Below are 24,284 nucleotides of genomic sequence, written 5' to 3'. Positions count from 1 at the left end.
AATATTAGGAGTCGACAGATGCCCGTAGCACACCAAACATCTATTTTTGCCGACAAATCATGGTTATTTACCTCTAAAATCCCAAAACATCTTTTATTCCTCATTAATAACTAAAAATTAGATGGCAAAAAAAATGCGCTATAACCATTGATTTGGTTAAAAAGTAGAAAAACAACCGTTCATCCTTTTTTCTATTTTTTCTCATTTTTTATTGCTTAATTAGTCGCTTAATTACAAAATCTATGAAAAAGCACCTATTAATTGTTGCTGCACTATCTTTTTGCACCAACATTTCAGCACAAAACGATAAAGAAAAGGAGAAGAAATGGGATGTTTCTAATCCCAAAGGCACCTACAAAGATTTAGAATTTTCTACCACTGAAGGTACATGGATGAGCTTAGATGTTAGTCCGGATGGGAAAAACATCGTTTTTGATTTGCTTGGTGATATCTATTTGCTTCCAATAGCAGGTGGTGAAGCGAAAGTACTCCGAAATGGATTCCCCTATGAGGTGCAACCGAGATTTAGTCCGGATGGAAAGAAAATATCCTTTACCAGTGATGCCGGTGGAGGTGATAACATCTGGACAATGAATTTGGATGGTACCAATGCAAAACAAGTAACTACTGAGAACTTCCGACTATTAAACAATGCAGTTTGGACTCCGGATGGCCAATACCTCATTGCCAGAAAACACTTCTCTTCTACTCGTTCAATGGGCGCTGGTGAAATGTGGATGTACCACGTTTCCGGTGGTGAAGGAATTCAATTGACAAAAAAGAAAAATGCACAACAAGATGCAGGTGAGCCATGCACTTCTGCCGATGGTAAGTATGTCTATTTTAGTGAAGACATGTATCCGGGTGGATTTTTTCAATATAACAAAGACCCCAACTCCCAAATTTATGTCATCAAACGTTTCGACAGATTAACCGGAGAAACGGATGTCATTACCGGTGGACCAGGCGGAGCTTGTCGTCCACAAATTTCAAAAGATGGGAAAACATTAGCCTTTGTAAGAAGAGTTCATGAAGCATCTGTATTATACCTAAGAAATTTGGAAACGGGTGAAGAATGGCCAGTATATGATAAACTAAGTAAAGATCAGCAAGAAGCTTGGGCCATTTTCGGTGTTTATCCCGGATTTAATTGGTTAGATGCTTCACACATTATCGTTTGGGCAAATGGTAAAATTATGAATGTAGATATCACAAAATCTACAGCAATCGAAATTCCATTCAATGCAATTTCAAAACATAAAATAATAGATGCTTTGAAATTCCGACAAGAAGTTGCTCCTGAAAAATTTAATGTAAAAGTTATTCGCAATGCAACCACATCACCTGATGAAAAGATCTTGGTTTTCAATTCTGTCGGGTTTTTATGGAAAAAAGATCTGCCATCTGGAACACCCAGCAGATTAAGCTCTGGGACGGATCTTGAATTTGAACCTTCATTCTCTTCGATATCAAATGAAATTGTCTACACCACATGGAATGACGACAACATGGGAGCGATCTACAAAATGAATGTAGCGGATAAAAAAGCAATTAAAATCACTTCAGAAAAAGGAATTTATAGAACTCCCCGTTTTTCTGCTGATGGAAAATATATTGTCTATCAGAAAGAAGATGGAAACGATCATATGGGCTTTACATTTTGTGTGAATCCTGGAATTTATTTGATTGAAAACAAAGTAGGTGCTGTTCCTAAGCTGCTTTCAAAAGATGGATTTGATCCGCAATTTATTGGCAGCGACCGAATTTTATTTCAGTCTTTTGAAGGGGAAGATAAAACCTATAAAAGTATTGCTATTGATGGAAAAGATATTCGCACACACTTCACATCCAAATATGCAACCTCTATTGCGGTGAGTCCAGATGGAAACTGGGTAGCTTTTATTGAACTATTCAAAGCATACGTTGCTGCATTTCCGAAAACCGGAAAGCCTTTAGAATTAAGTGCAAACATGGGATCAGTTCCTGTTACTCAAATTGCAAAAGATGCTGGATTAAATATTCATTGGAGTAAAGACAGTAAAAAAATTCATTGGACATACAGTGATGAATATTTTACAAACACACTCAAAGATCGTTTCACTTTTATGGAAGGATCGCCAGAAAAAATAGCGCCAATGGATTCTGTTGGAATTAAAATCAATCTTGAATTGCCTATGGACAAACCAAAAGGCAAGGTTGTTTTTACAAATGCACGCATCATCACCATGAAAGGAGATGAGATAATTGAAAACGGAACCATCATTGTTAATGAAAATAAAATTGAAGCGATTGGCAATGCAGCTGAAATAAAAATCCCTGCAGATGCAAAAACAATCGACTGCAAAGGAAAAACAATTATGCCTGGAATGGTTGATGTGCATTCGCATCTAAGCACTTGGCGTTTAGGACCTAGCCCACAAAAGCAATGGAGCTATTTTGCAAACGTTGCATTCGGTGTTACAACAACTCATGATCCTTCTTCTGTTTCCGAAATGTGCTTTTCACAATCAGAAATGGTGAAAGCTGGTTATATGGTTGGACCGAGAGTTTATTCAACCGGAACTATTTTATATGGAGCTGAAGGAGATTTTAAAGCCGTAATTAATAGTTTAGATGATGCACGTTCAGCCATTGCAAGAACAAAAGCATTTGGTGCGTTTTCTGTGAAAAGTTATAACCAACCACGCAGAGAACAACGCCAACAAGTGATTCAAGCAGCGCGTGATTTAAACATCATGGTTGTTCCTGAAGGAGGATCCACTTTCTTTCACAACATGAGTGAAATTTTAGATGGTCATACCGGAATCGAACACAACATTCCGGTTGCAGATTTAAGCAATGATGTTGTTAAACTTTGGAGTGCAAGTAAAACCGGCTACACTCCTACTCTAATTGTTGTTTACGGTGGAATTAATGGAGAAAATTATTGGTATCAAAAAACAAACGTTTGGGAAAACAAACGCTTGCTAAATTTCTTCCCGCGTAGCATTATTGATTCCCGTTCTCGTCACCGTACCATGATTCCTGACACAGAATATGAAGCCGGGTTCATTCAAGTTTCCAAATCCTGTAAAAAATTAACAGATGCAGGTGTGAAAGTAAATATGGGCTCACACGGACAAATACAAGGTATTGGTGCTCATTGGGAGCTTTGGATGCTGCAAATGGGATGATTAACACCTTTGCAAGCAATCAGATGTGCAACACAAAATGGAGCTGATTATATTGGTATGGGAGATCAAATCGGATCTTTAGAAATCGGAAAGTTGGCCGATTTAATTGTTATGGATAAAAACCCATTAGAAAACATTCGCAACACAGAATCCATAAAATATGTAATGGTAAATGGACGATTGTTTGATGCAGAAACCATGAATCAAATTGGAAACTATGATGTAAAACGTGGTAAATTTTATTGGGAGAATTTAAAGTCAAACAATAACTTCCCTTGGCACGAAGAAACGAATAGTTTTATGGGTGGTTGTGAGTTTGGGGATTAAATATACTTCTTAATAGTATTTACCAATACATCCAACATAATCGGTTTTGATAAATAATTATCACAACCAGCTTCCAAACACTTTTCTTTATCACCCTTCATTGCATGTGCTGTAAGTGCAATGATGGGTGTTTTTTTTAGCTTTTGTTCTGCCTCATGAAAACGGATCACTTGTGTTGCTGCCAAACCATCCAGCACGGGCATTTGAATATCCATGATAATTAATTTAATGGAGCCATCTTTCCTATAATAGTCGACTGCTTCCTGCCCATTGTTTGCTGTCAGCACTTCATATCCTGCCTTTTCTAAAATCAACTTTGTCAATCGTTGATTAATCAAATTATCTTCTACTAACAACAATTTATCTTTTACAACTATTTGTTTCTTTACTGATTTTGATTTTATCTCATTCGTTGTTGCTAAAGGTCTGTAAGGAAGCGTAAAATAGAAATTAGAACCTTTTCCTTTTGTTGATTCTACCCAGATTTTCCCTCCCATCAACTCAATTAATTTTTTTGAAATCGTCAAGCCCAATCCACTTCCGCCATGTTCACGTGTTGAAGATGCATCCGCTTGTCCGAACATTTCAAAAATTTTTATGTGATCATTTTTGTTTATCCCAATTCCGGAATCCTTTACATAGAATTCTAAGGTTTCAGAATCTTTTAAAACAACACCAAAGTGTACACTTCCATTATTTGTAAATTTTACTGCGTTACTCAATAAATTATTTAGAATTTGCTGCAAACGAGAAGAGTCAAGAAATACCTCATCTGCGATTGATTCATCGATGTTTTTTTCAATCTTAATTTCATTACCGGATTTTATTATTAAGTTTTTTAGCAATAATTCTTTATTATCTAGAATTTCAGACAAGGAAGTTGCCGATTGTTCAATAACTAATTGTCCTGCTTCAATCTTGGAAACATCTAAGATATCATTAATTAAATTCAATAATAGCTTTCCGCTATCTTTCAAGGTCTCCAGATAATCTCTATGCTCAACTGAAACATTATCCTTTAACATCAAATCAACATATCCGATAATTGCATTCATGGGAGTCCGAATTTCGTGGCTCATGTTTGCTAAAAACTCCGTTTTCGCTTTATCCGATTCCTCCGCTTTTTTTCTTGCGTTTCGCATCTCCTCTTCTACTTTTTTTCGTTCAAAAAAAGTAGGAATGTCATACGTAATTTTTCTATTAATATATTTTGAATCTGCAGCAAAGCGATTGACGTGCTCCTGAATTTTATGAGGAGGCGACATAATAAATGTGCAATGTTCATCTCCTTTTGCTTTACAAGTTACCTCAACAGCAGTAAGCGGCATTCCAAAACTTTCTTCACACCAACCGGATGAATAACCTGAATTCATTACGCATACCGGTGTTTCTGATTTTTTGCCAGAACGAATCCATGAATCTGCTTCAAAAGAAAAGGGATGTTGATAGATTAAATAATAATTTTCATCCGGTGTAGGGGAACTTTCAGGAAGAATATCTACAAATGCCCAACCGGAATAAGCAAAATGAACCGGTCCAGCAGATAATTTTTCAATAGGCTCCACCAAATTCATTTTCTGGTGAAAGTTTCTTGCATCATTCATCCCGATTACATGGGCAATATCAAACAGGAAATTTTTCCCAATTGAAATCGCTTCTTTTTCTCCTCTGTCAGAGTACAATTTTTGAATCGTATGCAAAAAATCATTTGACAAAGCGGAAGCCCTCACCAATACATAACGTTGATCATTAATTTCGATTGTTCCATGCGTAGGATCCATTTTTAAATTCCGAAAATAGTCTCCAACAATCTTTTGAGCTTCGTCAAACAGGGGCTTAATTCCTTCTGGAACATTTACCGTATTTCCTTTAGCCACAGCAGAAAAATCTCTTTTGAGCATAGCATTTTCCTGCTCCAATTTTTCAATTTTCGCTAAGAGTTCATTTATTTTTTTCGAATCGCTCATGAAATAGCCAACAGATGTATTATCAAATCGTACATGAAAATGGAAATTTGTTGATTTGGAAACTAAATTAAAACCTACCCTTCTAACTCCTTCTTCAATAAATTCAATGCCGCATTCGCAGTTTTTTGAATATTACGCTCACGGTTTGCTCCGAACAAAAACTTTTCTGAAATTATTTTAGTTGGAGTTGCAATCGCCACCCAAACTGTACCAACGGGTTTTTCTTCTGTTCCACCACCCGGACCTGCAATGCCAGATGCAGAAATGGCATAATCGGTTTGATATTTTTCACGAATAGCTTTTGCCATTTGTTCCACCACTGGCTGGGAAACAGCTCCATGTTTTAGAATAATGTCATGAGGAACGCCCAACTCTGTTTCTTTTATCTCGTAAGCATATGATATCACCGAGCCGATGTAATATTCGGAACTGCCCGCTACTTTTGTCAATAAATGAGATATGTACCCACCCGTGCAACTTTCGGCTGTAGAAATTGTTTTCTTTTTGTCGCGCAGCAACTTTCCAACCATCATCTCCAAACTTTCACGATCTTCACCATACACTTCATAGCCATAGATGTATTCAGAAATAATTGGTTTAACTGCTTCTATTTTTTGATCAACATTTTTTACTAAAATCTGCTCATCTTTCCCCTTTGTGCTTAAACGCAAACGTACCATTCCTGGTGATGGTAAGTAGGCCAATTTAATATTTACAGCAGCTAAACTATCCTCCCAATCAGAAATCAACTCTGACAATGCCGACTCCCCTATTCCTTGTGTTAAAATGGTTTTATGATAAATGGATGGAAATTGAAACCGCTCTTTTAACTTAGGCACCACCTGATCTCTCATAAGAGCTTTCATCTCATAAGGAACTCCAGGCATTGAAACGAATATTTTATTATCCACATCAAACCACATGCACGGTGCCGTTCCATTGTAGTTGTGAATAACCTCACAAATTGCAGGAACTTCCGCTTGCAACCGATTAATCGGTGTCACTTCTTTACCATAAGTTGCGAAAATATTTACCACATCTTGGTAAGCACCTTCATCAAATCGCATGGTTGTATTAAAATATTCGCATAAGGTCTTTTTAGTAATATCGTCTTTAGTAGGCCCCAATCCGCCTGTAATCAAAATAATATCCGCACGACTCTTTGCTTCATCCAATGCTTTTAAAATGTGCTCACGATCATCCGAAACAGATGAAATCTGTTTGACACTCATTCCGTTCATGTTTAACAACTGAGCAATAAATGCTGAATTGGTGTCAACAATTTGACCGATTAAAATTTCGTCACCGATGGTTATAATTTCTACTTCGTCCATTTATTTTAACACTCGTAAATTTGTATTTTTTTTGTATTCGTCTCGATCGAAATCGGGATCCGCACTATTTAATAATCTTCATTTCATTCAACAAATATCCTGCTCCGGCAAATTTATCAATCACAAAAAGCGTAAAACGAACATCTAAAACAATATTTCTAACTTGATCCGGATTGTAAATAATATCACTCATCGTACCTTCCCAGTTTCTGTCGAAGTTGGTCCCAATTAATTGTCCTTCTGCATTAAAAACCGGACTACCTGAGTTTCCACCGGTAGTATGATTGCTTGCACAGAAAGCAACAGGCAACTCCCCCTTTTTGTTCGCATATTGTCCATAATCTTTATTTTTGTACAATTCTTTCAGTTTCGGAAACACAATAAACTCATCTACAGCAGGATTTTCTTTTTCCATAACACCTTCTAATGTTGTATAATAGTTGTAATGAACCCCGTCTTTCGGATAGTAGCCATTTACTTTTCCATAGGTTACGCGCAAGGTGCTGTTCGCATCCAAATAATATTTTTTTGTAGTTACCAACTCCCGCATCGCCTTCATATACGCACGATTTAGCGTATTAATTTTAGCATCCAATTCAGTATAGGTTGGTAAAACTTCTTTTTTGTATTTCGACAAGCAACTAAACATTAGTTTGTAAGCCGGATCCTTTTCAATTTTTTTATAATTTTTATCCATATCCAGCAATGCTGCTTTTACTTTTGCTTCTGATACAAACATTGATTTGGAATACAAGTCTTTTGCATACTTTTTAAAATCGCCTTTGTACTTTTTTTGTATTTCAGCAAACACAGTCGCTTGTTGCGATTTCTCAATATTATCGATATAGGTTTTCAACATTGCTGCACAGATTTTTTCATCCGTAGCAGCATTAAAGTTTTTGTAAAATTCATTTACCTCCCCATTTATCTTATTGATGTATTTTTCAACATCTGCAGCTTTTTTCCCGCTATTCATAATCTCCATTACATCATAAAAATAAGATGCTACACCCACAATTTCAATTCCCATAATCGCTTCTGAATGGTAGTCGCGCTGTTTACTCCAAATACTGATTTCTGCATACATTTTTTCAAAATCAGAAAACAGATTTCCATATTTCCCTTTTGCATCATCATCGGTATTTACTTTCAAAAGAAAGTCTTGTTCAAAGAGTTTTTTCTTATTGATGGCATCTGCTTTTTTCAAGCCTTTCATTTCACCATCCCATTTTTTCCAGTAGTTCGCCAAACTTGCATATTTAGCAGAATACTGAATGCGGACTTTATCGTTCGCTTTCATGTCCACATCCCAAATTTCTAAACGCGTTTCACGTATTTTTACTTTCGCTGGATCACTTTCATTCATGATCATATTTACAGCATACGAACTTAAATATTCAGTTGTTCGTCCCGGAAAACCATATACCATTGTGAAATCATTTTCTTCAATTCCTTTAATCGAAATAGGAATCACATATTTCGGTTTATAAGGAACATTGTCTTTTGAATATTCAGCAGGTTTATTATCCTTATTCGCATAGATTCTAAAAATGGAAAAATCACCGGTATGTCGCGGCCACATCCAGTTGTCAGTATCACCACCAAACTTACCGATGGAAGATGGCGGTGCACCTACCAGGCGAACATCTTTAAATGTTTCCGTAACAAACATATAGTATTCATTCCCGTAAAAGAATGGACGAATGTAAGCGCCATAATGTGTGTTCGCTGTTGCTTCTTTGATGATGCTTGCAATCGCTTCATTTACTTTTTTCTCGCGGTCAGCATCGGACATGCCAGGAGTAACATTCGCTAAAACTTTGGAAGTAACATCTTCCATACGAATAATCAGCGTAGCCGTCAATCCTGGATTTGGCAACTCCTCTGATTGAGATTTTGCCCAAAAGCCATTTGTAAGCATATCGTTTTCAACGGTGCTATGTGCTTGAATTTGTCCGTATCCACAGTGGTGATTCGTAAACATCAAACCTTGGTCAGAAATAATTTCAGCAGTACATCCCCCACCAAAATGAACAATTGCATCTTTTAAACTGGATTTATTTATACTATAAATATCCTCTGCAGAGAGCTTTAAGCCCTTGCTTTGCATATCCGCTTCGTTCATAGCCTTTAGGAAAATGGGTAACCACATTCCTTCATCGGCTTTTAAAAAATTAAAAATTGAAAAATTAAAAATTAATAAAAAGAGAATTGACTTTTTCATACTTGTGCAGAACTATAAATTATTGTTTGATGATTTTTGAATATTGCGTTTCATTTGCGCTTACAATACGCAACGTGTAAATCCCTTTTGAAAGTATAGCAACACCTGACAGCGTAAAACTGTTTTTTGTATTCCCCAAAACGGATTGTTGCTGGCTAATCACTTTTTTTCCTGTAACATCAAACAGCTCTACTAACACCACCTCTTTGTTTGAAGCATAATATTCGATTGTGAAATTCGAATGGAATGGATTCGGATAAACAGTTAAACTGTTTTGATTTCCCTGAATATCGTTTACACTCAAGATAAAGCTAAGAATCGAATCTGCTTTACAGAAATTAGGGATTCCATATCCATAAATTGAATCGGGAGAAGTATATTGAGAAGCACTTTGTTCAATTGCTGAAAGCAACTGCATATTCGTAGCAGAAGGATTAGCCTGCCATAAACAAGCCACCGCACCAGCAGTAATTGGAGAAGAAAAAGAGGTGCCACTTGCTCCTGTAATACCACCGGAATTTGCAGCAATTACCGCTTGTACCCCGCGAGCACAAACATTCGGTTTTATTCTGCCATCCGATGTTAATCCGCGTGAACTGAATCCGGCAATAAATCCAGCCGAATCAACTGCTCCAACCGTTAACGCGCTATCTGCATCAGCTGGTGCCGTAATCTTAAACCATGGCGGACCGCCTGCATTACCGGCACTAGTCGTTACAAATATACCAACACTTGCGGCCCAATCTGCTGCATTTGTAATAATAGTAGTATTCCCATCCATGTCTGCATAGGTATGATCCCCAATACCACCATCAAATGTGCTGTAACCTAAAGACGAATTAATTACATCTGCTCCTACACTATCCGCAAACTCAGCACCAACCAACCAATTCACTTCTTCTTGCAATGTTTCAGTAAATGCATCTTCAGTTCTCAATAGCCAGTATTTTGCTTTGGGAGCTGTTCCTACCAATTCTCCAGGCAAATTTCCTCCCATACACGAAAGCACATTCATCCCGTGAGGAAAATCTTCAAATACCAAGGTGTCACCGGTTACAAAATCTCTACAACCCAATAATTGGTTATTGATTCTCAAACTATCAAATGCTGGTAAAATATTTGCATCAAAAAATCCTGCATCCAAAACTGCAACAGTAATCCCCTGCCCCATATATCCCATGTCGTGCATACAATCAACACCAATTTGATTTGCTTGAAAGAATGAAGGGCCGTAGTTTAAAACGGAAGAGACCGCTTTTTCCTGTGACAGATTTTCTGAAAGAGGCTGTGTTGTGCTCTCAAAATCAAACTTGGCAGACGGTTTTCTGTCTAAAGCGGGAGAAGATGTTAAGACAATTCCTGCAACACATGAAAGTTCTTTTATGGTTGAAATTTTTGTTTCGTCATTGGTTGAAATGGTAACTGCATTCATCCATTTAGAAGCGTTTAATACATTCACACCAATGTTTTTAACTTGAAGAATATAAGCCATGTTTACCGGTAAATCTTTTTCAGTAATAGCAATGTGTTGTTTTTGTCTACGCAAAATGGACTTTTTCGACAGGTATTTTTCAGGTTGAAAAATTGAAAATGGAGAATCCATTTTATCTTTAAAAACAACCACGTACGTTTTTGAAGTTTGGGCACCAGCGAATTGTAGAAACAATAAGAAGGAAAAAATTGAAATTATTTTTTTCATAAAATTATTCGATTCCGGAAGAGTTATACGTATAAGTAAATTGCGTACCGGACGTCACGCGATTTAAAATGGGGATACTAAAAAAAGCAGTAATTGAATCATTGCCAAATGGAAAGAGTGTAGAATTATACCAATCCGGGTTAGGTTGAGAATCAATATCAATAACCTGTTTATAAATTAATCCTGTGCGTTTGGCATACCATTCCACAGAATACTGTTTCCCAATAATAGAAGACTCATCTTTTTGATTAACCTGCAATACAGAATCAAAGGCGGTTCCACCAATGGTACGCGGCTGATTAATGAATGTGTACGAATAGGTTTGCTCTCCATTTATATTTTGTGCATTCCCATTCCAGGTTTTATTTTGTGAAACAGCAAAAGAAAGCTTAACAAAACGAACATTCTCTTCTACTTTCTCTGCAGTGGTAGCTGTCCTGTTTGCCGCCCACACATCCCGCAATATCCAAGGCAAAGAAGAATAAGGAATCAATTGATTGTAATAACGAACAGACCTTTCCAACCGAAGTGTTGTTCTATTTTGTCCATCCAAATAAGTTGATTGAACCTTTTCTTTCAATTGAAACTTAAAGGTATCAATCGTCAGAGGAACGTTAAAATCGTTGTAATAAAATGAATCCACATCATAAACAACATATTTTCCCACTTGATCAGGAAAATACCGATACCCCATATCAGGATCCGGGTCTTTTTCTTTTTTACAAGAAATACTTCCCGAAACGACTATCAGTAGGACAAAAAAAAGGGTAATGCTTTTTTGCATCTGTTACAATTTAATCATCAGCTAAGTTAATGATTATTGTTGGGAAAAGGAAATATTAAAAGTGACTAACAGATTGGGTGACTGAGTGACTAATTAAAAATCAAAACAGTGGTTTCTGACGCTCAATAATCCCGCCTCCAACTAAATCTTCGCCTTCATAAAATACCGCTGATTGTCCAGGTGCCACAGCAGAAACAGGATTATGGAACAATACCTTCAGCTTATCGTTTTCTTGAGATACGGAAGCCATGGAACCTGCATCTTTGTATCTGATTTTAGTTAAGAACTCGGAACTATCAGGAATACTTGCGTATTTAATCAAATTGTATTTCCCAACAATCATCTGTTGTTGTTCAAGATCTTCCTTTGTTCCCAAAATAACCGTATTTGTTTCCGGAACAATTTCCAATACATGCAATGGCTCTCCTACAGCAATTTCTAATCCTTTGCGCTGACCAATTGTATAAAATGGATACCCTTTGTGTTTCCCTAAAATGCGTCCTGTTCTGTCAACAAAATTCCCACCGGCAACCCGTTCTTCTAAACCATCTACTTTTCGTTTTAGAAACCCGCGGTAGTCGTTATCCGGTACAAAGCAGATTTCATAACTTTCACTTTTATTCGCTAAATCAACATATCCATTGTCGATTGCCATTTGCTTAATTTCTGATTTACGGAAATCCTGCAAAGGGAAAATAGTGCGCTTTAGGCTTTCTTGCGTTAATCCCCAAAGAACATACGATTGATCTTTATTGGTATCCAATCCTCTAGAAACTACAAACCGATTATTTTCTTCACGGATACGTGCATAATGACCGGTTGCAATAAACTCGCAACCTAACATATCAGCACGTTTTAGCAAGGCTTCCCATTTGATGTGTGTATTGCACAATACACAAGGGTTAGGTGTTCGTCCTGCAATATATTCCTCCACAAAATTGTCGATGATGTAGTTCCCGAATTCTTGACGAATGTCTAATATAAAATGTGGAAAACCCAGATTCACAGCCAACATGCGAGCATCGTTAATGGAATCCAGACTACAACAACCTGTTTCTTTACTTGATCCTCCTGAGGAGGCATAATCCCATGTTTTCATGGTAATCCCAACCACTTCGTATCCTTGTTCGTGTAATAACAAAGCAGCGATGGAACTATCAATTCCACCGCTCATTGCCAATAATACTTTTCCTTTTTTACTCATTTAATATTCCCCTCGATAATCATTTGAATAGGGATCTTTCAATTCAAACTGTTGTGATTTTCTTTTCTCTTCCTCTTGTTGCTCCTTTGTAATCACATCTCTATTCTTATTTTTGTCTGTTGTTTCAGTCATTTTACCAAACTGGTAGGTATCTGTACGAAGCAATGTTCCATCCTCTTTATAATATTTCCATGGACCATTTTTTAAATCATTTACATACATCCCTTCCGCGTCAATTTTGCCTGAAGCATAGTAATAGGTTACTTTTCCTGTAACTTTATTATTGGTGTATGCACCAGAATATTTTAATTGGCCACTTTCAAAGTATTTTTTGCAAGGTCCTTCCTGAACACCATTCTTCCATAAACGTTCTTCTGAAACTTGACCGTTTGTATAATACACTTTCGCAACACCATTTTTTACACCATTGAGATACACTTCATCCGACAACAATTTTCCATCTTGATCATAAAACTTCCATACGCTGTCTTTTTTCTCATTTACATATTTTCCTTCTCCGGTAAGCTTTCCTCCTGCGTCAAACATTTTTGCACGAGCCACTTTTCCATTCTGAGAAAAAACTGAAATCGACCAAGGTGTTCCAGTATCGTAATAATAAGTAAACGTTCCAACAGGTATATTGTTTACGAAATTTCCTTCGTAAATTTTCTTTTTGTCTTCATCATACTTAATCCAATGCCCTTGCTTTTTACCGGATGCATCCGTCAGATTGGGAGCCGTTTGAGCCCAGATAAGGGTTGAAAAGAGCATCCCTATCACAATTAAAAACGATTTTTTCATAGTATTCAATATTAGTTTTTAATAAAACGTAAAAATTGACAAAAGATACAAGACTTTGTCATTTTTTCAGATAACGAATCAAGTACAAAAGTACTAAAATTTAGGGTGTGGATTTCAAATATTAAGCCATAATTGAGGGAATTGAAAAAAGTGGGAATTGTTTAGCGTTTGAGCTATAAAGTCTTGAATAAATCAACCAATCCATCCACAAAACTGCTCCACAAGAAACGTTTCTTTTCTATAACGGTATTTTCGGTAAATTCTTGTTCTCGGTTATTAGAATAAAAATCTACGATGGCATTTGCAATAGAATGTGCGGATATTTCGGTAATGTAACCGACTTTATTGTGCGGAACAATTTCTGGTAACCCGCCCACATTGGTAACCAACATAGGGCGTTCATAATGATATGCAATTTGAGTTACACCACTTTGAGTAGCGGTACGATAAGGTTGTGCCACCATATCAGCAGCACAAAAATAGTAACGTACATCATCCGAATGGATGTACTCCGTTTTCAGAATGACATTCTGCTCTAAGCTATTTTTACGAATAATTTCATTGAAAGGAGCCGAGTCTTCATAATATTCCCCGGCAACAATCAGTTTAACATCCAACTTCTTCACACGTTCGTCCGCCATCGCCTCTAATAACAAGTCCAATCCTTTGTATTTTCTGATAAAACCAAAAAATAACAAATGCTTATCCTTTGGATTCAACTGCAACTTGTTCAAAGCCTCCGTCTTGCTCACTTTTTCTCCAAAAATATCATAAATGGGATGTGGCAAAAAGGCTTTTTTATCAGTAGATGTAAATTCCTTTAAGTCATTCAATACAGATTGTGACATCGCAATAAAGCCATCACATCGTTTGATAAAATACTTTGTAAACAAACGATCACCAAAACGTTTTTCATGGGGAATTACATTGTCAGTGATTGCGATCACTTTAATTGTAGTTCCTCTTTTTACAAGTCCGGCAATAGTTCCCAGGCAAGGTCCCATAAATGGAAGCCAAAATCTAAAAACAACGAAGTCCGGTTTTTGTCGCTTTATATACTTTGCAACAGCAAACCAATTAAAGGGATTGATTGAATTAATTTTTGTAACAATCCTGATGTCTTGTGGTCCTTTTCCTTTATCAAATTGGGTTTTCCCTGGAAATAAAAAATTGGGGTATTGTAAGGAAAAAGAAACAATTTTGGTATCAATCCCATCTGCATTCATTGCCCTACATAATGCTTCATTAAAATTCGCAATCCCGCCTCGCAATGGAAATGCGGGTCCGACAATGATTGCTTTTTGCTTCTGAGTTGACATTGGTTACAAAGATAATTAAAAACCCCAGCCACACTCCAAGCTGTTAAAAAAGAAGGAGCACTAAAATGAGGTGTTTTTACTACATTTGTACACCATTTAAAAATCATATCTATGAAAAAAATCATATTCCTTTTAAGCCTTGCTGTTCTTACTTGCTCTTGTGGAAGTGACACGTCCAAATCTGATGAAACTGCCAACAAAGCCATTCAGGATAGCGTTCAATTATTCCTGAACGAGTACAACTTGAAATATCAGGAATTGAGCATCATTTCAAATGAAACCGATTGGAAAGCGAATACACATATTGTAGACGGTGATACCACCAACGCAACAGCTTTAAACAAAGCGCAAGAGGCGTATGCATCGTTTACAGGCAGTAAGCACAATATTGAAATGGCTACCAAATACCTGGAGCAAAAGGATAAATTAACCCCTATTCAGGTGAAGCAATTGAAAAGCATCATGTACAAAGCGGCTAATAATCCGGAAACAATTCAGGATATTGTGAAAGAACGTATTAAAGCGGAAACCAAACAAAATGAAAATATGTTTGGCTTTGATTTTAAAATTGATGGAAAATCTGTTTCTACAAATGATATTGATGCTATCTTATCCCATGAAACCAACATGACTAAGCGCCTTAAAGCTTGGGAAGCAAGTAAAGAAGTTGGTAAAGGTTTAAAAACCGGATTGGTAAACTTACGCGATTTGCGCAACAAAACAGTTCAAGGCTTAGGGTATAAAGACTATTTCGAATATCAAGTTTCAGACTATGGCATGACCACGCAAGAAATGATTGAGATGTTGCAAAAATTTAATAAGGAATTGTATCCGCTTTACAGAGAATTACATACTTACGCGCGTTACGAATACGCTAAAAAATATGGGGTAAAAGAAGTACCGGATTTATTGCCTGCACAATGGTTGCCGAATCGTTGGGGACAAGATTGGGGAAGTTTAGTGGATGTAAAAGGAATTAACTTGGACAGTGCATTAAAAACAAAAGACGCTGAATGGATTGTGAAACAAGGTGAACGTTTTTATGTAAGTATAGGTTTCCCTGAATTACCGAAATCCTTCTGGGAAAAATCAGACCTCTACCCTGCTCCGAAAGATGCAACGTACAAGAAGAACAATCATGCTTCAGCTTGGCACATGAATTACGACAAAGATGTTCGTTGCTTGATGAGTGCTGTACCAACAAGTGAATGGTATGAGACTTCACATCACGAATTAGGTCATATCTATTACTATTTATCATATAGCAATCCTGAAGTGCCGAACTTATTGCGTGAAGGAGCAAACCGAGCTTACCACGAAGCGTTGGGAAGTTTAATGGGAATGGCAGCGATGCAAAAACCATTTATGGAAAACTTAAATTTGATTCCTAAAAATTCAAAATCAGATGAGATGCAAACACTTCTAAAAGAAGCATTGAACTACGTTGTGTTTATTCCATTCAGCACCGGAACAATGAGTATGTTCGAACATGATATTTACGCAAATAACTTGCCTGCCGATCAATTTAACAAACGTTGGTGGGAATTAGCAGCACAGTATCAAGGAATTGCTCCTCCAACAAACCGCGGAGAAGAATTTTGTGATGCAGCAACAAAAACGCATATTAACAATGATGCTGCACAGTATTATGATTATGCATTATCGTATGTATTATTATTCCAAGTGCATGATCATATTTCAAAAAACATTTTACACCAAGATCCACATGCCACCAACTATTATGGCAACAAAGAAGTTGGAAAATTTATCGGAGAAATGATGAAACCGGGTGCAAGTGCAGATTGGAGACAATTGTTAAAAGATAAAACAGGAAGTGAATTGAGTGCGAAAGCAATGTTGGATTACTTCACTCCTTTGATGGGATACTTGCAAGAAGTAAATAAAGGAAGAAAATATACGTTGCCGGAGTTAAAGTAAAATTAAGGTCATACCTTTTTAGAACGTCATTGCGAGACACGAAACAATCTTGCTGCAAAAACAGTGAGATTGCCAAATCCCGATAGCTATTGAGATCAGAACTCGCAATGACGTTCATATTATACTGTTTTTTTCTTTGCCAAATGAATTACGTCTCACAACTACTACAAGAACATTCGCGACAAAACACCGATCGCATTGCAATAGCAATTGGAAATGACTCCGAAGAGTTTGCCAAGATAATTGATATCATTTATCATGCAGAACCACCCTTGCCTCAACGTGCCGCTTGGCTATTAGCAACGGTAAATAAAAACATCCGGAATTACTAAAACCCTATCTTTCAAAGTTTATTAACGATATTCAGAAATTTGAATTGGATGCTGTTAGACGAAATATGTCTGTGGTTTTAGCAAGTCACGAAATCCCTAAAAAACTTCAAGGAAAATTAATCACTGTTTGTTTTGATTTAATGCTATCCCCTACCGAAAAGGTAGTAATGAAAGTCCATGCCATGCAATGCATTGCTAATATTGCAAAAGAACATCGAGAATTGATTCCGGAATTAAAATCAGCGATTGAAGATCAGTTACCGAAAACAACTGCGGCATTTGCTGCCAGAGCGAAGATGGTGATAAAAAAATTGAAATGATTATTTTGTTCTCCAATAAGAAACAAAGAAAATCAACAATCCCACCAAGCCCATCGCAAATGTAAAAAATGTTTGTCCGGCATGAATCAATGTTGCTAAGTCTTTGCCCCAAGTTTCAGATAAGCCATACAACACTACGACACTTGTGACTAAAAAATGATAGGCGCCCATGCCACCGCCTTGAATCGGAACAGAGCGACCTATGGTGCCAATCGTTAAAATAGATAAACAGGCTCCCCAAGTAAGAACACTCGTTTCTTCAAAAACAAAAAACCAGAAATAGGTCATTAGATAATAACAAACCCAAATCAGAAATGTATAGAGAATAAATAGCTTTTTCTGTTTCAATTTTGCGACACTAGCAACTCCTTCCTTCAATCCTTCTACAAATTTCACAATCAATTTTGGTGAACGTTCACGAATGTATTTTCGAAAGTAAATAAACAATGCTCCAGCCATAAGCAAAACAGCAACAGCAGCAACTATTGCCACGATGTTTCCGTTGACTATTTTCAGAATAATTTTATCATATATCGGATGAAAAACATTAGTTTTTACAAACTCCATTATCTGATCGAATTGTAAAACAAGGGTTAGTCCTAAAAGAATAAGTAAACTTAAGATATCAATAATGCGTTCAATGATAACAGTTCCGAGTAGCTGCATAAAAGGGATGTCATGTTGTTTCTTAACCGACAAACAGCGTGTCACTTCACCTAAACGTGGAACAACAAAACTTACAAAATAGCTAATGGACAAGGCTGAAAATGCATTCAGGAATTTGGTTTCATAACCGATGGAACGGATTAACATTTGCCAACGAAGTGTACGAATAACATACACCATAACAGAAACAAACATAACGACATAAAACCAAGAAAAATTTCCATTCGCAACTTTCGCTTTTAATCCTTCGAAATCAAGGGTATTAAAAAAGAGAACACAAAGGTAGATACCGACTGCAAGAAGGAGAATGTATTGGAAAACTTGAAATGCTTTAGACTTCACAGCGGATGATTTGTGCGTAAAAATAGGAATTATTTCTAATCTTACGATGCGTCATTGCGAGGAACGAAGCAATCATTTAGGGTGATCAACATTATGAGGAGATTGCTTCGTTCCTCGCAATGACGTCCAAAACAAACATTTATTTTACTAACACAAACTCCTTCTTCCCATACGACTTCCCATTTACCAATATTTCAACGGCATGTTTCCCTGGATAATGTTTGCGGGTGGTGAAATCCATAAAACGATGTGATTTAGTAATGGAGACGGTCTGCTTTGCTTTTAAATCCAAATCTTTCAACTTAAATACTTTCGGAGCCAGCTCCCCGGATTTTTTTTGATAATGAATGGCATAATCAATTACCAGTTTCTGGGATTTAGTTTTTTCAGATGTTATGTCGAATGAAAATGAAAAACTCTCACCCATCTTAATCTTCAATTTTCCAATTTTCCAATTTTCAATTTTCACTTTCGGAGATTTTTCATAATCAAAAACTGCTAATGAGCGTTGATCACCTTTCTTAATCAACGAGCGACTCGCATGCTTTACAATCCAAGCGGTATCCTCATTTTTCCTATCCCACGAGTTCACCACCTTTAACATCCAATCCGGATTGATGCGGGAGAAATCGTTTAAATGATTCGCAACCGATTTTTTTACATACAATTCGTTATCAGCCTTTAGCATATCCAAAATTGGAAGTGTATGATTTGGATTTTTAGCAATGGCGTCAAGATTGAACGACCATGGTAATCGTGGGCGACTACCTTCGCTTGCTAATCGTCTTACATGATGGTTTTTGTCGCCTGCCCACTTTTTCATTATGGCTAATGTTTTATCTAAGTCGCGTTTTAAAAATTCACGAATAGCGAATTCAGAAGACCCAAATTGGGTAAAATATTTTAAGGCTTCCATGGATGTTTTAAAGTCGTGGTGACCATATTGACCAACAAAATCAGGAAAAAGCAAAGCAGTATAACTTCTTTGAAATTCAGGAACAACTTTATAAAGTGTATCGATGGATTTTTTATAATCATCCGGAAGATGTTTTTTCAAAACAACGGAAGTGTTGCGCATCCGCTGATTTAAAGACAAAGCGTCCATGTCTTTTGTCACATCCTTTACAAATTTTTCAGGATGGATGTTTTTGTCTGCTTTATTCAATTCATGCGCTAATCGCTCATAGAATTTTTTTGAGAACATGTCTTTGAGTGCGTCTGCCATAAGAAAGTTAGAAGGTTTTACGATGTTCCGAAGGAATCCCTTCGGGAGAAAGTTCAAAGTTAGAAAAATACGCTACACCTAGTCACTTAGTTACATAGTTACCTAGTCACCTTTAAGCGTTATACAACTCCATCACGGTAATTTCTGGCATAATCCCAACTCTGCCCGGATAGCCTAAAAATCCTAACCCACGATTCACATACAAATGTTGATTATCTTTCGAGTACAATCCTGCCCATTGCTTGTAAACAAATTGTGAAGGGCTCCATTTAATCAATCCCGGAATTTCAATTCCGAATTGAAAACCGTGAGTATGCCCGCTGAACGTGATGTCCACGTCTTTAAACTCTTCCGTTACCTGCATGTTCCAATGAGAAGGATCGTGTGATAACAACAATTTAACAGGATATTTTTCTGTTCCAGTATGTGCTTTTTCATGTCACCATATTTCGGGAAGTTTAAATTCCCACCCCAATTTTCAATTCCAATCAACGCAATTTCGGCATCTCCTTTCTTCAAAGGCACATGTTCATTCATCAATAAATTCCAACCCATTGCAGCATGCGTCTTTTTTAAATTCTCTAAATTCTGATTTTTTGCAGCCTGACTTTCCCAAGTAATATAATCACCATAATCGTGATTGCCGAGAGTGCTGAAAACACCCATGGGTGCTTGAATTTTTTTCAACACATCCACAAAAGGTAAGACCTCACTCGTTTCGTTGTTGACTAAATCACCGGTAAAAAAGATGATATCCGCATTTTGCTCCATAATAAGTTTTACAGCTGATTCCAGTGGAGAAGCGGATACAAAACTACCCGAATGGATATCAGAAATCTGAACGATTTTTAAACCATTAAATTCAGAAGGTAAATTCGGCAACACTACTTTTACTTTGTGAATTTTATAATCAAAAGCACCTTTCACCATTCCATAAATGAAGCTGGCAAATGGCAGAGCAGCCATCCCAACAGCAACGATGTTTAGGAAACGTAAACGGGAAATGGCGTGCGGATTTACTTCTAATTCATTGGAAACGATTTCTGCAGGTTTAACCAGATAGCTGGCTATCCAACGGAACAAGCGGATAATATCATCTAATAAAATAAAGGTCGTACCAATCAACTTCGAAATCAAAACCATTACGACAAACGCAAAAACATAAATTCTGAAATATTGAGGCAAGTCGTTGAATGAAATAACAGCAGGAACGGAAAACAGTAAAAAGGTGATGATGGTAAAGCTCCAGTAAATGTAAAAAACCAGGTTCCTTTTAAAATCAGAACTGTTTGCCAATATTGTTTTTATGGATTGATAGAAATAGAGATCGAATAAAAACAATGCGATACCTATAATAAGAATTCGTAACCCTGCATTCATACTATTAATAATTAGTGAGTAAAACTATGGAAACATTTTTCGATTTCAAAGTTTCCGTAAAGCAATTTAACATATATTTGCATTCATAATAGTGAAGACGATTGAGATAGAACAATACTTTAACTTAGTTGTTTAAAAACATCATTTAATAAACAGATGCAGGTAGAAGAAAATTAATCCTATGACAGAAGCAAAAGCAGCACCCATAAAATTCACATCCTACCAAGTATTAGTAATTACACTTTTAGCATTAACACAATTTACTGTTGTGCTCGATTTTATGGTTATGTCGCCTTTGGGTGATATGCTCATGAAGCAGATGGATTTAACCACAACCCAATTCGGTATTTCCGTTGGAGCCTATGCTATCAGCGCTTTCCTTTCAGGAATATTAACCGCAGGATTTGCTGATCGGTTCGATAGAAAAAAGCTACTCTTGTTTTTTTACATGGGATTCATTTTAGGCACCTTGTTTTGTGGATTATCATCAAATTATATCATGCTATTGGCAGCACGCATCATTACCGGATTATTTGGTGGAGTGATTGGTTCTATCTCTATGGCAATTGTTGCAGATCTTTTTCCAATTCAACAACGTGGACGTGTAATGGGTTTTATGCAAATGGGATTTGGTGCTAGTCAGGTATTGGGTATTCCAATCAGTTTGTACCTTTCTAATCATTGGGGTTGGGAAAGTCCATTTTTTATGATTGTTGGAATGGCAACACTTGTGTTAGTTATACTTGTTTTAAAACTACAACCGATCACTGCACATTTGGATGGTAAATCAGAAAACAATGCCTTTCAACATTTGTGGAACACCATCAAAAACCGAAATTATAGAATTGGTTTCTTAACAACAGCTCTGCTTTCCTTAGGAGGATTTATGATGATGCCTTGGGGAAGTGCATTTGCGATAAACAATTTAAAAGTAACCAACGAACAACTTCCCATCTTATTTATGGTTGCAGGTATCGCTACCTTGTTAATTATGCCGATAATTGGAAAAATGAGTGATAAACTCAACAAGATGACCATCTTCACGTTTGCATCCATCTGGATGATTCTTGTAGTTGTGATTTATACCAACATGGGACCAACATCTTTGTGGCTTGTTATTATCGTAAACATCACCATGATGATTGGTATTATGGGACGCATGGTTCCATCCATGGCATTGGTAACAGCTCTTCCCGAAATGCACGACCGTGGTGCATTTATGAGCATCAATTCTTCTCTGCAACAATTGGCTGGTGGCATTGCTTCTATCATTGGCGGATTGATTGTAGTGCAACAAACGAAAACCAGTCCGCTCGAACATTATAACACTTTAGGTTATGTTGTTGTAGTTTTTGCTGTGCTGAACATCTTTATGCTTCAGAGGGTTAGTAAGTTGGCGAAGGTGAAATAAGTTTGGTCTATTTGATAAAAGCTTACCTATCTTGATTTACTAACTCTTGATTTTTTGAAATAAAGCAAGAACAAAGTGAAACGAAAATGAGAAAAAGACTCCTTCATGCATAAATATTGAAATTGTTCTGCTTCTCGTTTGCGTTCGTTTTTCCAAAGATTCTGACAAATATTTTGATGTGCAATTAAAAAGTCAGATACGATCATTTGTTTCCTTCCATTTTAGTTTATTTTTGTATATGCGACTTTAAAAAATATTAAACTCAACCTAAAGATCTTTTTTATGATGAAAACAACTATTAAAAATCTCATGAGTTTGGCGGCATTTATAGGTTTTACACTTACTACCTATGCGCAAACACAAAAAGGATTAGCTATTAATGGCGAAGCTGTTGATGACAATTCAGGATGGTCAGTCAGCATGCCAGATGCAAATACTATTGCCATTGGAGCGATGAACAATGATGGTTCAGGAACTAATGCAGGCCATGTAAGAGTTTTTTTATGGAATGGCTCTGCGTGGGTTCAAAAAGGCAGTGATATTGATGGAGAGGCTGCCAACGATGCTTCCGGCTTTTATGTTAACATGCCAGATGCCAATACAGTTGCCATTGGAGCCTCGGGTAATGATGGTTCGGGAACCAATGCAGGTCATGTAAGAATCTTCACATGGAGTGGCACAGCTTGGGTGCAAAAAGGAAGTGATATTAATGGGGAAGCGGCCAATGATAGCTTTGGCTATTCTTTAAACATGCCCGATGCAAATACAATTGCTATTGGTGCTACAGAAAATGATGCTGCTGGTACCAATGCAGGACATGTGCGAATTTTTTCTTGGAGTGGTTCAACCTGGGTTCAAAAAGGTATTGATATAGATGGTGAAGCTTCCGATGATAATTTTGGACGATCAGTGAGCATGCCCGATGCAAATACCGTTGCTATTGGTGCTTTGTACAATGATGGCGCAGGAACAGATGCAGGCCATGTAAGAATATTTACCTGGAGTGGTTCTTCTTGGATTCAGAAAGGGATTGACATTGATGGAGAAGCTGCTGGTGATTTTTCAGGGGTTGCTGTTAGCATGCCTGATGCTAATACTTTAGCTGTTGGAGCAAGTGATAATGATGGTTCAGGTGCAAGCGCAGGTCACGCAAGAATCTTCACCTGGAGTGGTTCTGCTTGGATTCAAAAAGGAAATGATATTGATGGAGAAGCTCCCGGTGATTTATCAGGACGTATCGTAAGTATGCCCGATGCAAACACTATTGCTATTGGTGCATATGCAAATGACGGAATCGGCACATCTGCAGGCCATGCACGAATTTATGGATGGAACTCAACAGCTTGGGTGCAAATCGGGATGGATATTGATGGTTTAACTGCGGGTGATTTAGCAGGCCGATCAGTGAGCATGCCCGATGCGAATACTTTGGCTGTTGGATCGCCCTACTTTGATATTCCAGGAGCAAATGCAGGGCAGGCAAGAATTTTTTCTCTACCCACCCTTGGAGTAAACGAAACCTCATTCACTTCCTTAGTCAGCATATATCCAAATCCTACGAGCGGTGAACTGCAAATAACTAGCAAAAACTTTGGTACTGCACTGCAAGCTATTTATTTATATAACGTGTTAGGCGAAGAAGTATATTCTACAACGGTACCAACCAACTCCATAAAACTTGATTTGAGCCATTACACCAAGGGTGTTTATTTGGTTACTATCATTACAAATCATGAACGAATAACACAACGCATTTTGGTGAATTAATAAATTTTTCTTTGCCAGAAAAAGCAGCGACATTCCGCTGCTTTTTTTTTTCAATTTTCAGGTGTAAAAAA

At 37.1% G+C, this 24,284-nt stretch carries 15 protein-coding genes and 2 pseudogenes; 6 read left to right on the top strand and 11 right to left on the bottom strand.

The features are described from left to right. Nucleotides 1-242 precede the first annotated feature (242 nt). Nucleotides 243-3,500 (top strand): annotated as a pseudogene (locus IPP64_07215) (PD40 domain-containing protein). On the opposite strand, the gene IPP64_07210 reads toward IPP64_07215, so the two are convergent. From IPP64_07210 to IPP64_07175, 8 genes are all read right to left on the bottom strand, one after another. Next, nucleotides 3,497-5,467 carry a response regulator gene (locus IPP64_07210; protein ID MBL0329194.1) on the bottom strand — a complete coding sequence of 657 codons (1,971 nt, stop codon included), beginning with the start codon at nucleotides 5,465-5,467 and terminating at the stop codon, nucleotides 3,497-3,499. The pseudogene IPP64_07215 and the gene IPP64_07210 sit on opposite strands and share 4 nt — an antisense overlap. Before the next feature lie 74 nt (nucleotides 5,468-5,541). Next, nucleotides 5,542-6,801 (bottom strand): competence/damage-inducible protein A, encoded by a 1,260-nt coding sequence (locus tag IPP64_07205; GenBank protein ID MBL0329193.1) that lies wholly within the window; start codon nucleotides 6,799-6,801, stop codon nucleotides 5,542-5,544. A gap of 64 nt (nucleotides 6,802-6,865) precedes the next feature. Next, the gene (locus IPP64_07200) at nucleotides 6,866-9,025 is read right to left on the bottom strand and encodes a S46 family peptidase (GenBank protein MBL0329192.1); all 2,160 of its coding nucleotides are present in this window, start codon (nucleotides 9,023-9,025) and stop codon (nucleotides 6,866-6,868) included. A 19-nt stretch (nucleotides 9,026-9,044) separates the two neighbouring features. After that, nucleotides 9,045-10,724: a S8 family serine peptidase gene (locus IPP64_07195; protein MBL0329191.1), complete on the bottom strand. Its 1,680-nt coding sequence runs from the start codon at nucleotides 10,722-10,724 to the stop codon at nucleotides 9,045-9,047. 4 nt (nucleotides 10,725-10,728) lie between these two features. Then, complete coding sequence (locus IPP64_07190) at nucleotides 10,729-11,508, bottom strand: hypothetical protein (protein MBL0329190.1); 780 nt, start codon at nucleotides 11,506-11,508, stop codon at nucleotides 10,729-10,731. 100 nt (nucleotides 11,509-11,608) lie between these two features. Then, on the bottom strand, nucleotides 11,609-12,712 hold the full coding sequence (gene mnmA, locus IPP64_07185) for a tRNA 2-thiouridine(34) synthase MnmA (protein ID MBL0329189.1): 1,104 nt from the start codon (nucleotides 12,710-12,712) through the stop codon (nucleotides 11,609-11,611). Beyond that, the gene (locus tag IPP64_07180; GenBank protein ID MBL0329188.1) at nucleotides 12,713-13,513 is read right to left on the bottom strand and encodes a toxin-antitoxin system YwqK family antitoxin; all 801 of its coding nucleotides are present in this window, start codon (nucleotides 13,511-13,513) and stop codon (nucleotides 12,713-12,715) included. A gap of 173 nt (nucleotides 13,514-13,686) precedes the next feature. Then, nucleotides 13,687-14,832 carry a glycosyltransferase gene (locus tag IPP64_07175; protein MBL0329187.1) on the bottom strand — a complete coding sequence of 382 codons (1,146 nt, stop codon included), beginning with the start codon at nucleotides 14,830-14,832 and terminating at the stop codon, nucleotides 13,687-13,689. A 111-nt stretch (nucleotides 14,833-14,943) separates the two neighbouring features. Between IPP64_07175 and IPP64_07170 the strand changes: the two genes are divergently transcribed. From IPP64_07170 to IPP64_07160, 3 genes are all read left to right on the top strand, one after another. Continuing rightward, nucleotides 14,944-16,770 carry a M2 family metallopeptidase gene (locus IPP64_07170; protein ID MBL0329186.1) on the top strand — a complete coding sequence of 609 codons (1,827 nt, stop codon included), beginning with the start codon at nucleotides 14,944-14,946 and terminating at the stop codon, nucleotides 16,768-16,770. 143 nt (nucleotides 16,771-16,913) lie between these two features. Beyond that, a complete protein-coding gene (locus IPP64_07165) occupies nucleotides 16,914-17,102 on the top strand; it encodes a hypothetical protein (GenBank protein MBL0329185.1) in 189 nt (62 codons plus the stop codon). Nucleotides 17,103-17,167: 65 nt separating this feature from the next. Beyond that, nucleotides 17,168-17,422 (top strand): hypothetical protein, encoded by a 255-nt coding sequence (locus tag IPP64_07160; GenBank protein MBL0329184.1) that lies wholly within the window; start codon nucleotides 17,168-17,170, stop codon nucleotides 17,420-17,422. Here IPP64_07160 and IPP64_07155 read toward each other — a convergent pair whose 3' ends face one another. The 3 genes and pseudogenes from IPP64_07155 to IPP64_07145 form a co-directional block, all read right to left on the bottom strand. Then, nucleotides 17,423-18,430: a flippase-like domain-containing protein gene (locus tag IPP64_07155; protein ID MBL0329183.1), complete on the bottom strand. Its 1,008-nt coding sequence runs from the start codon at nucleotides 18,428-18,430 to the stop codon at nucleotides 17,423-17,425. It abuts the gene before it with no gap. Between the two features lie 139 nt (nucleotides 18,431-18,569). After that, a complete protein-coding gene (locus IPP64_07150) occupies nucleotides 18,570-19,655 on the bottom strand; it encodes a DNA alkylation repair protein (GenBank protein ID MBL0329182.1) in 1,086 nt (361 codons plus the stop codon). 112 nt (nucleotides 19,656-19,767) lie between these two features. Further along, nucleotides 19,768-21,035, bottom strand: a pseudogene (locus tag IPP64_07145) (metallophosphoesterase). Nucleotides 21,036-21,216: 181 nt separating this feature from the next. Here IPP64_07145 and IPP64_07140 point away from each other — a divergent pair. Both IPP64_07140 and IPP64_07135 read left to right on the top strand, forming a co-directional pair. Then, nucleotides 21,217-22,446 (top strand): MFS transporter, encoded by a 1,230-nt coding sequence (locus tag IPP64_07140; GenBank protein ID MBL0329181.1) that lies wholly within the window; start codon nucleotides 21,217-21,219, stop codon nucleotides 22,444-22,446. Between the two features lie 282 nt (nucleotides 22,447-22,728). Further along, nucleotides 22,729-24,213 carry a T9SS type A sorting domain-containing protein gene (locus IPP64_07135; protein ID MBL0329180.1) on the top strand — a complete coding sequence of 495 codons (1,485 nt, stop codon included), beginning with the start codon at nucleotides 22,729-22,731 and terminating at the stop codon, nucleotides 24,211-24,213. Nucleotides 24,214-24,284 lie beyond the last annotated feature (71 nt).

Source organism: Bacteroidota bacterium, from assembly GCA_016722565.1.
Taxonomy (GTDB): domain Bacteria; phylum Bacteroidota; class Bacteroidia; order 2-12-FULL-35-15; family 2-12-FULL-35-15; genus 2-12-FULL-35-15.
Note: the sequence above shows the minus strand (reverse complement) of the source record. Positions and strands in the feature narration are given on the sequence as shown.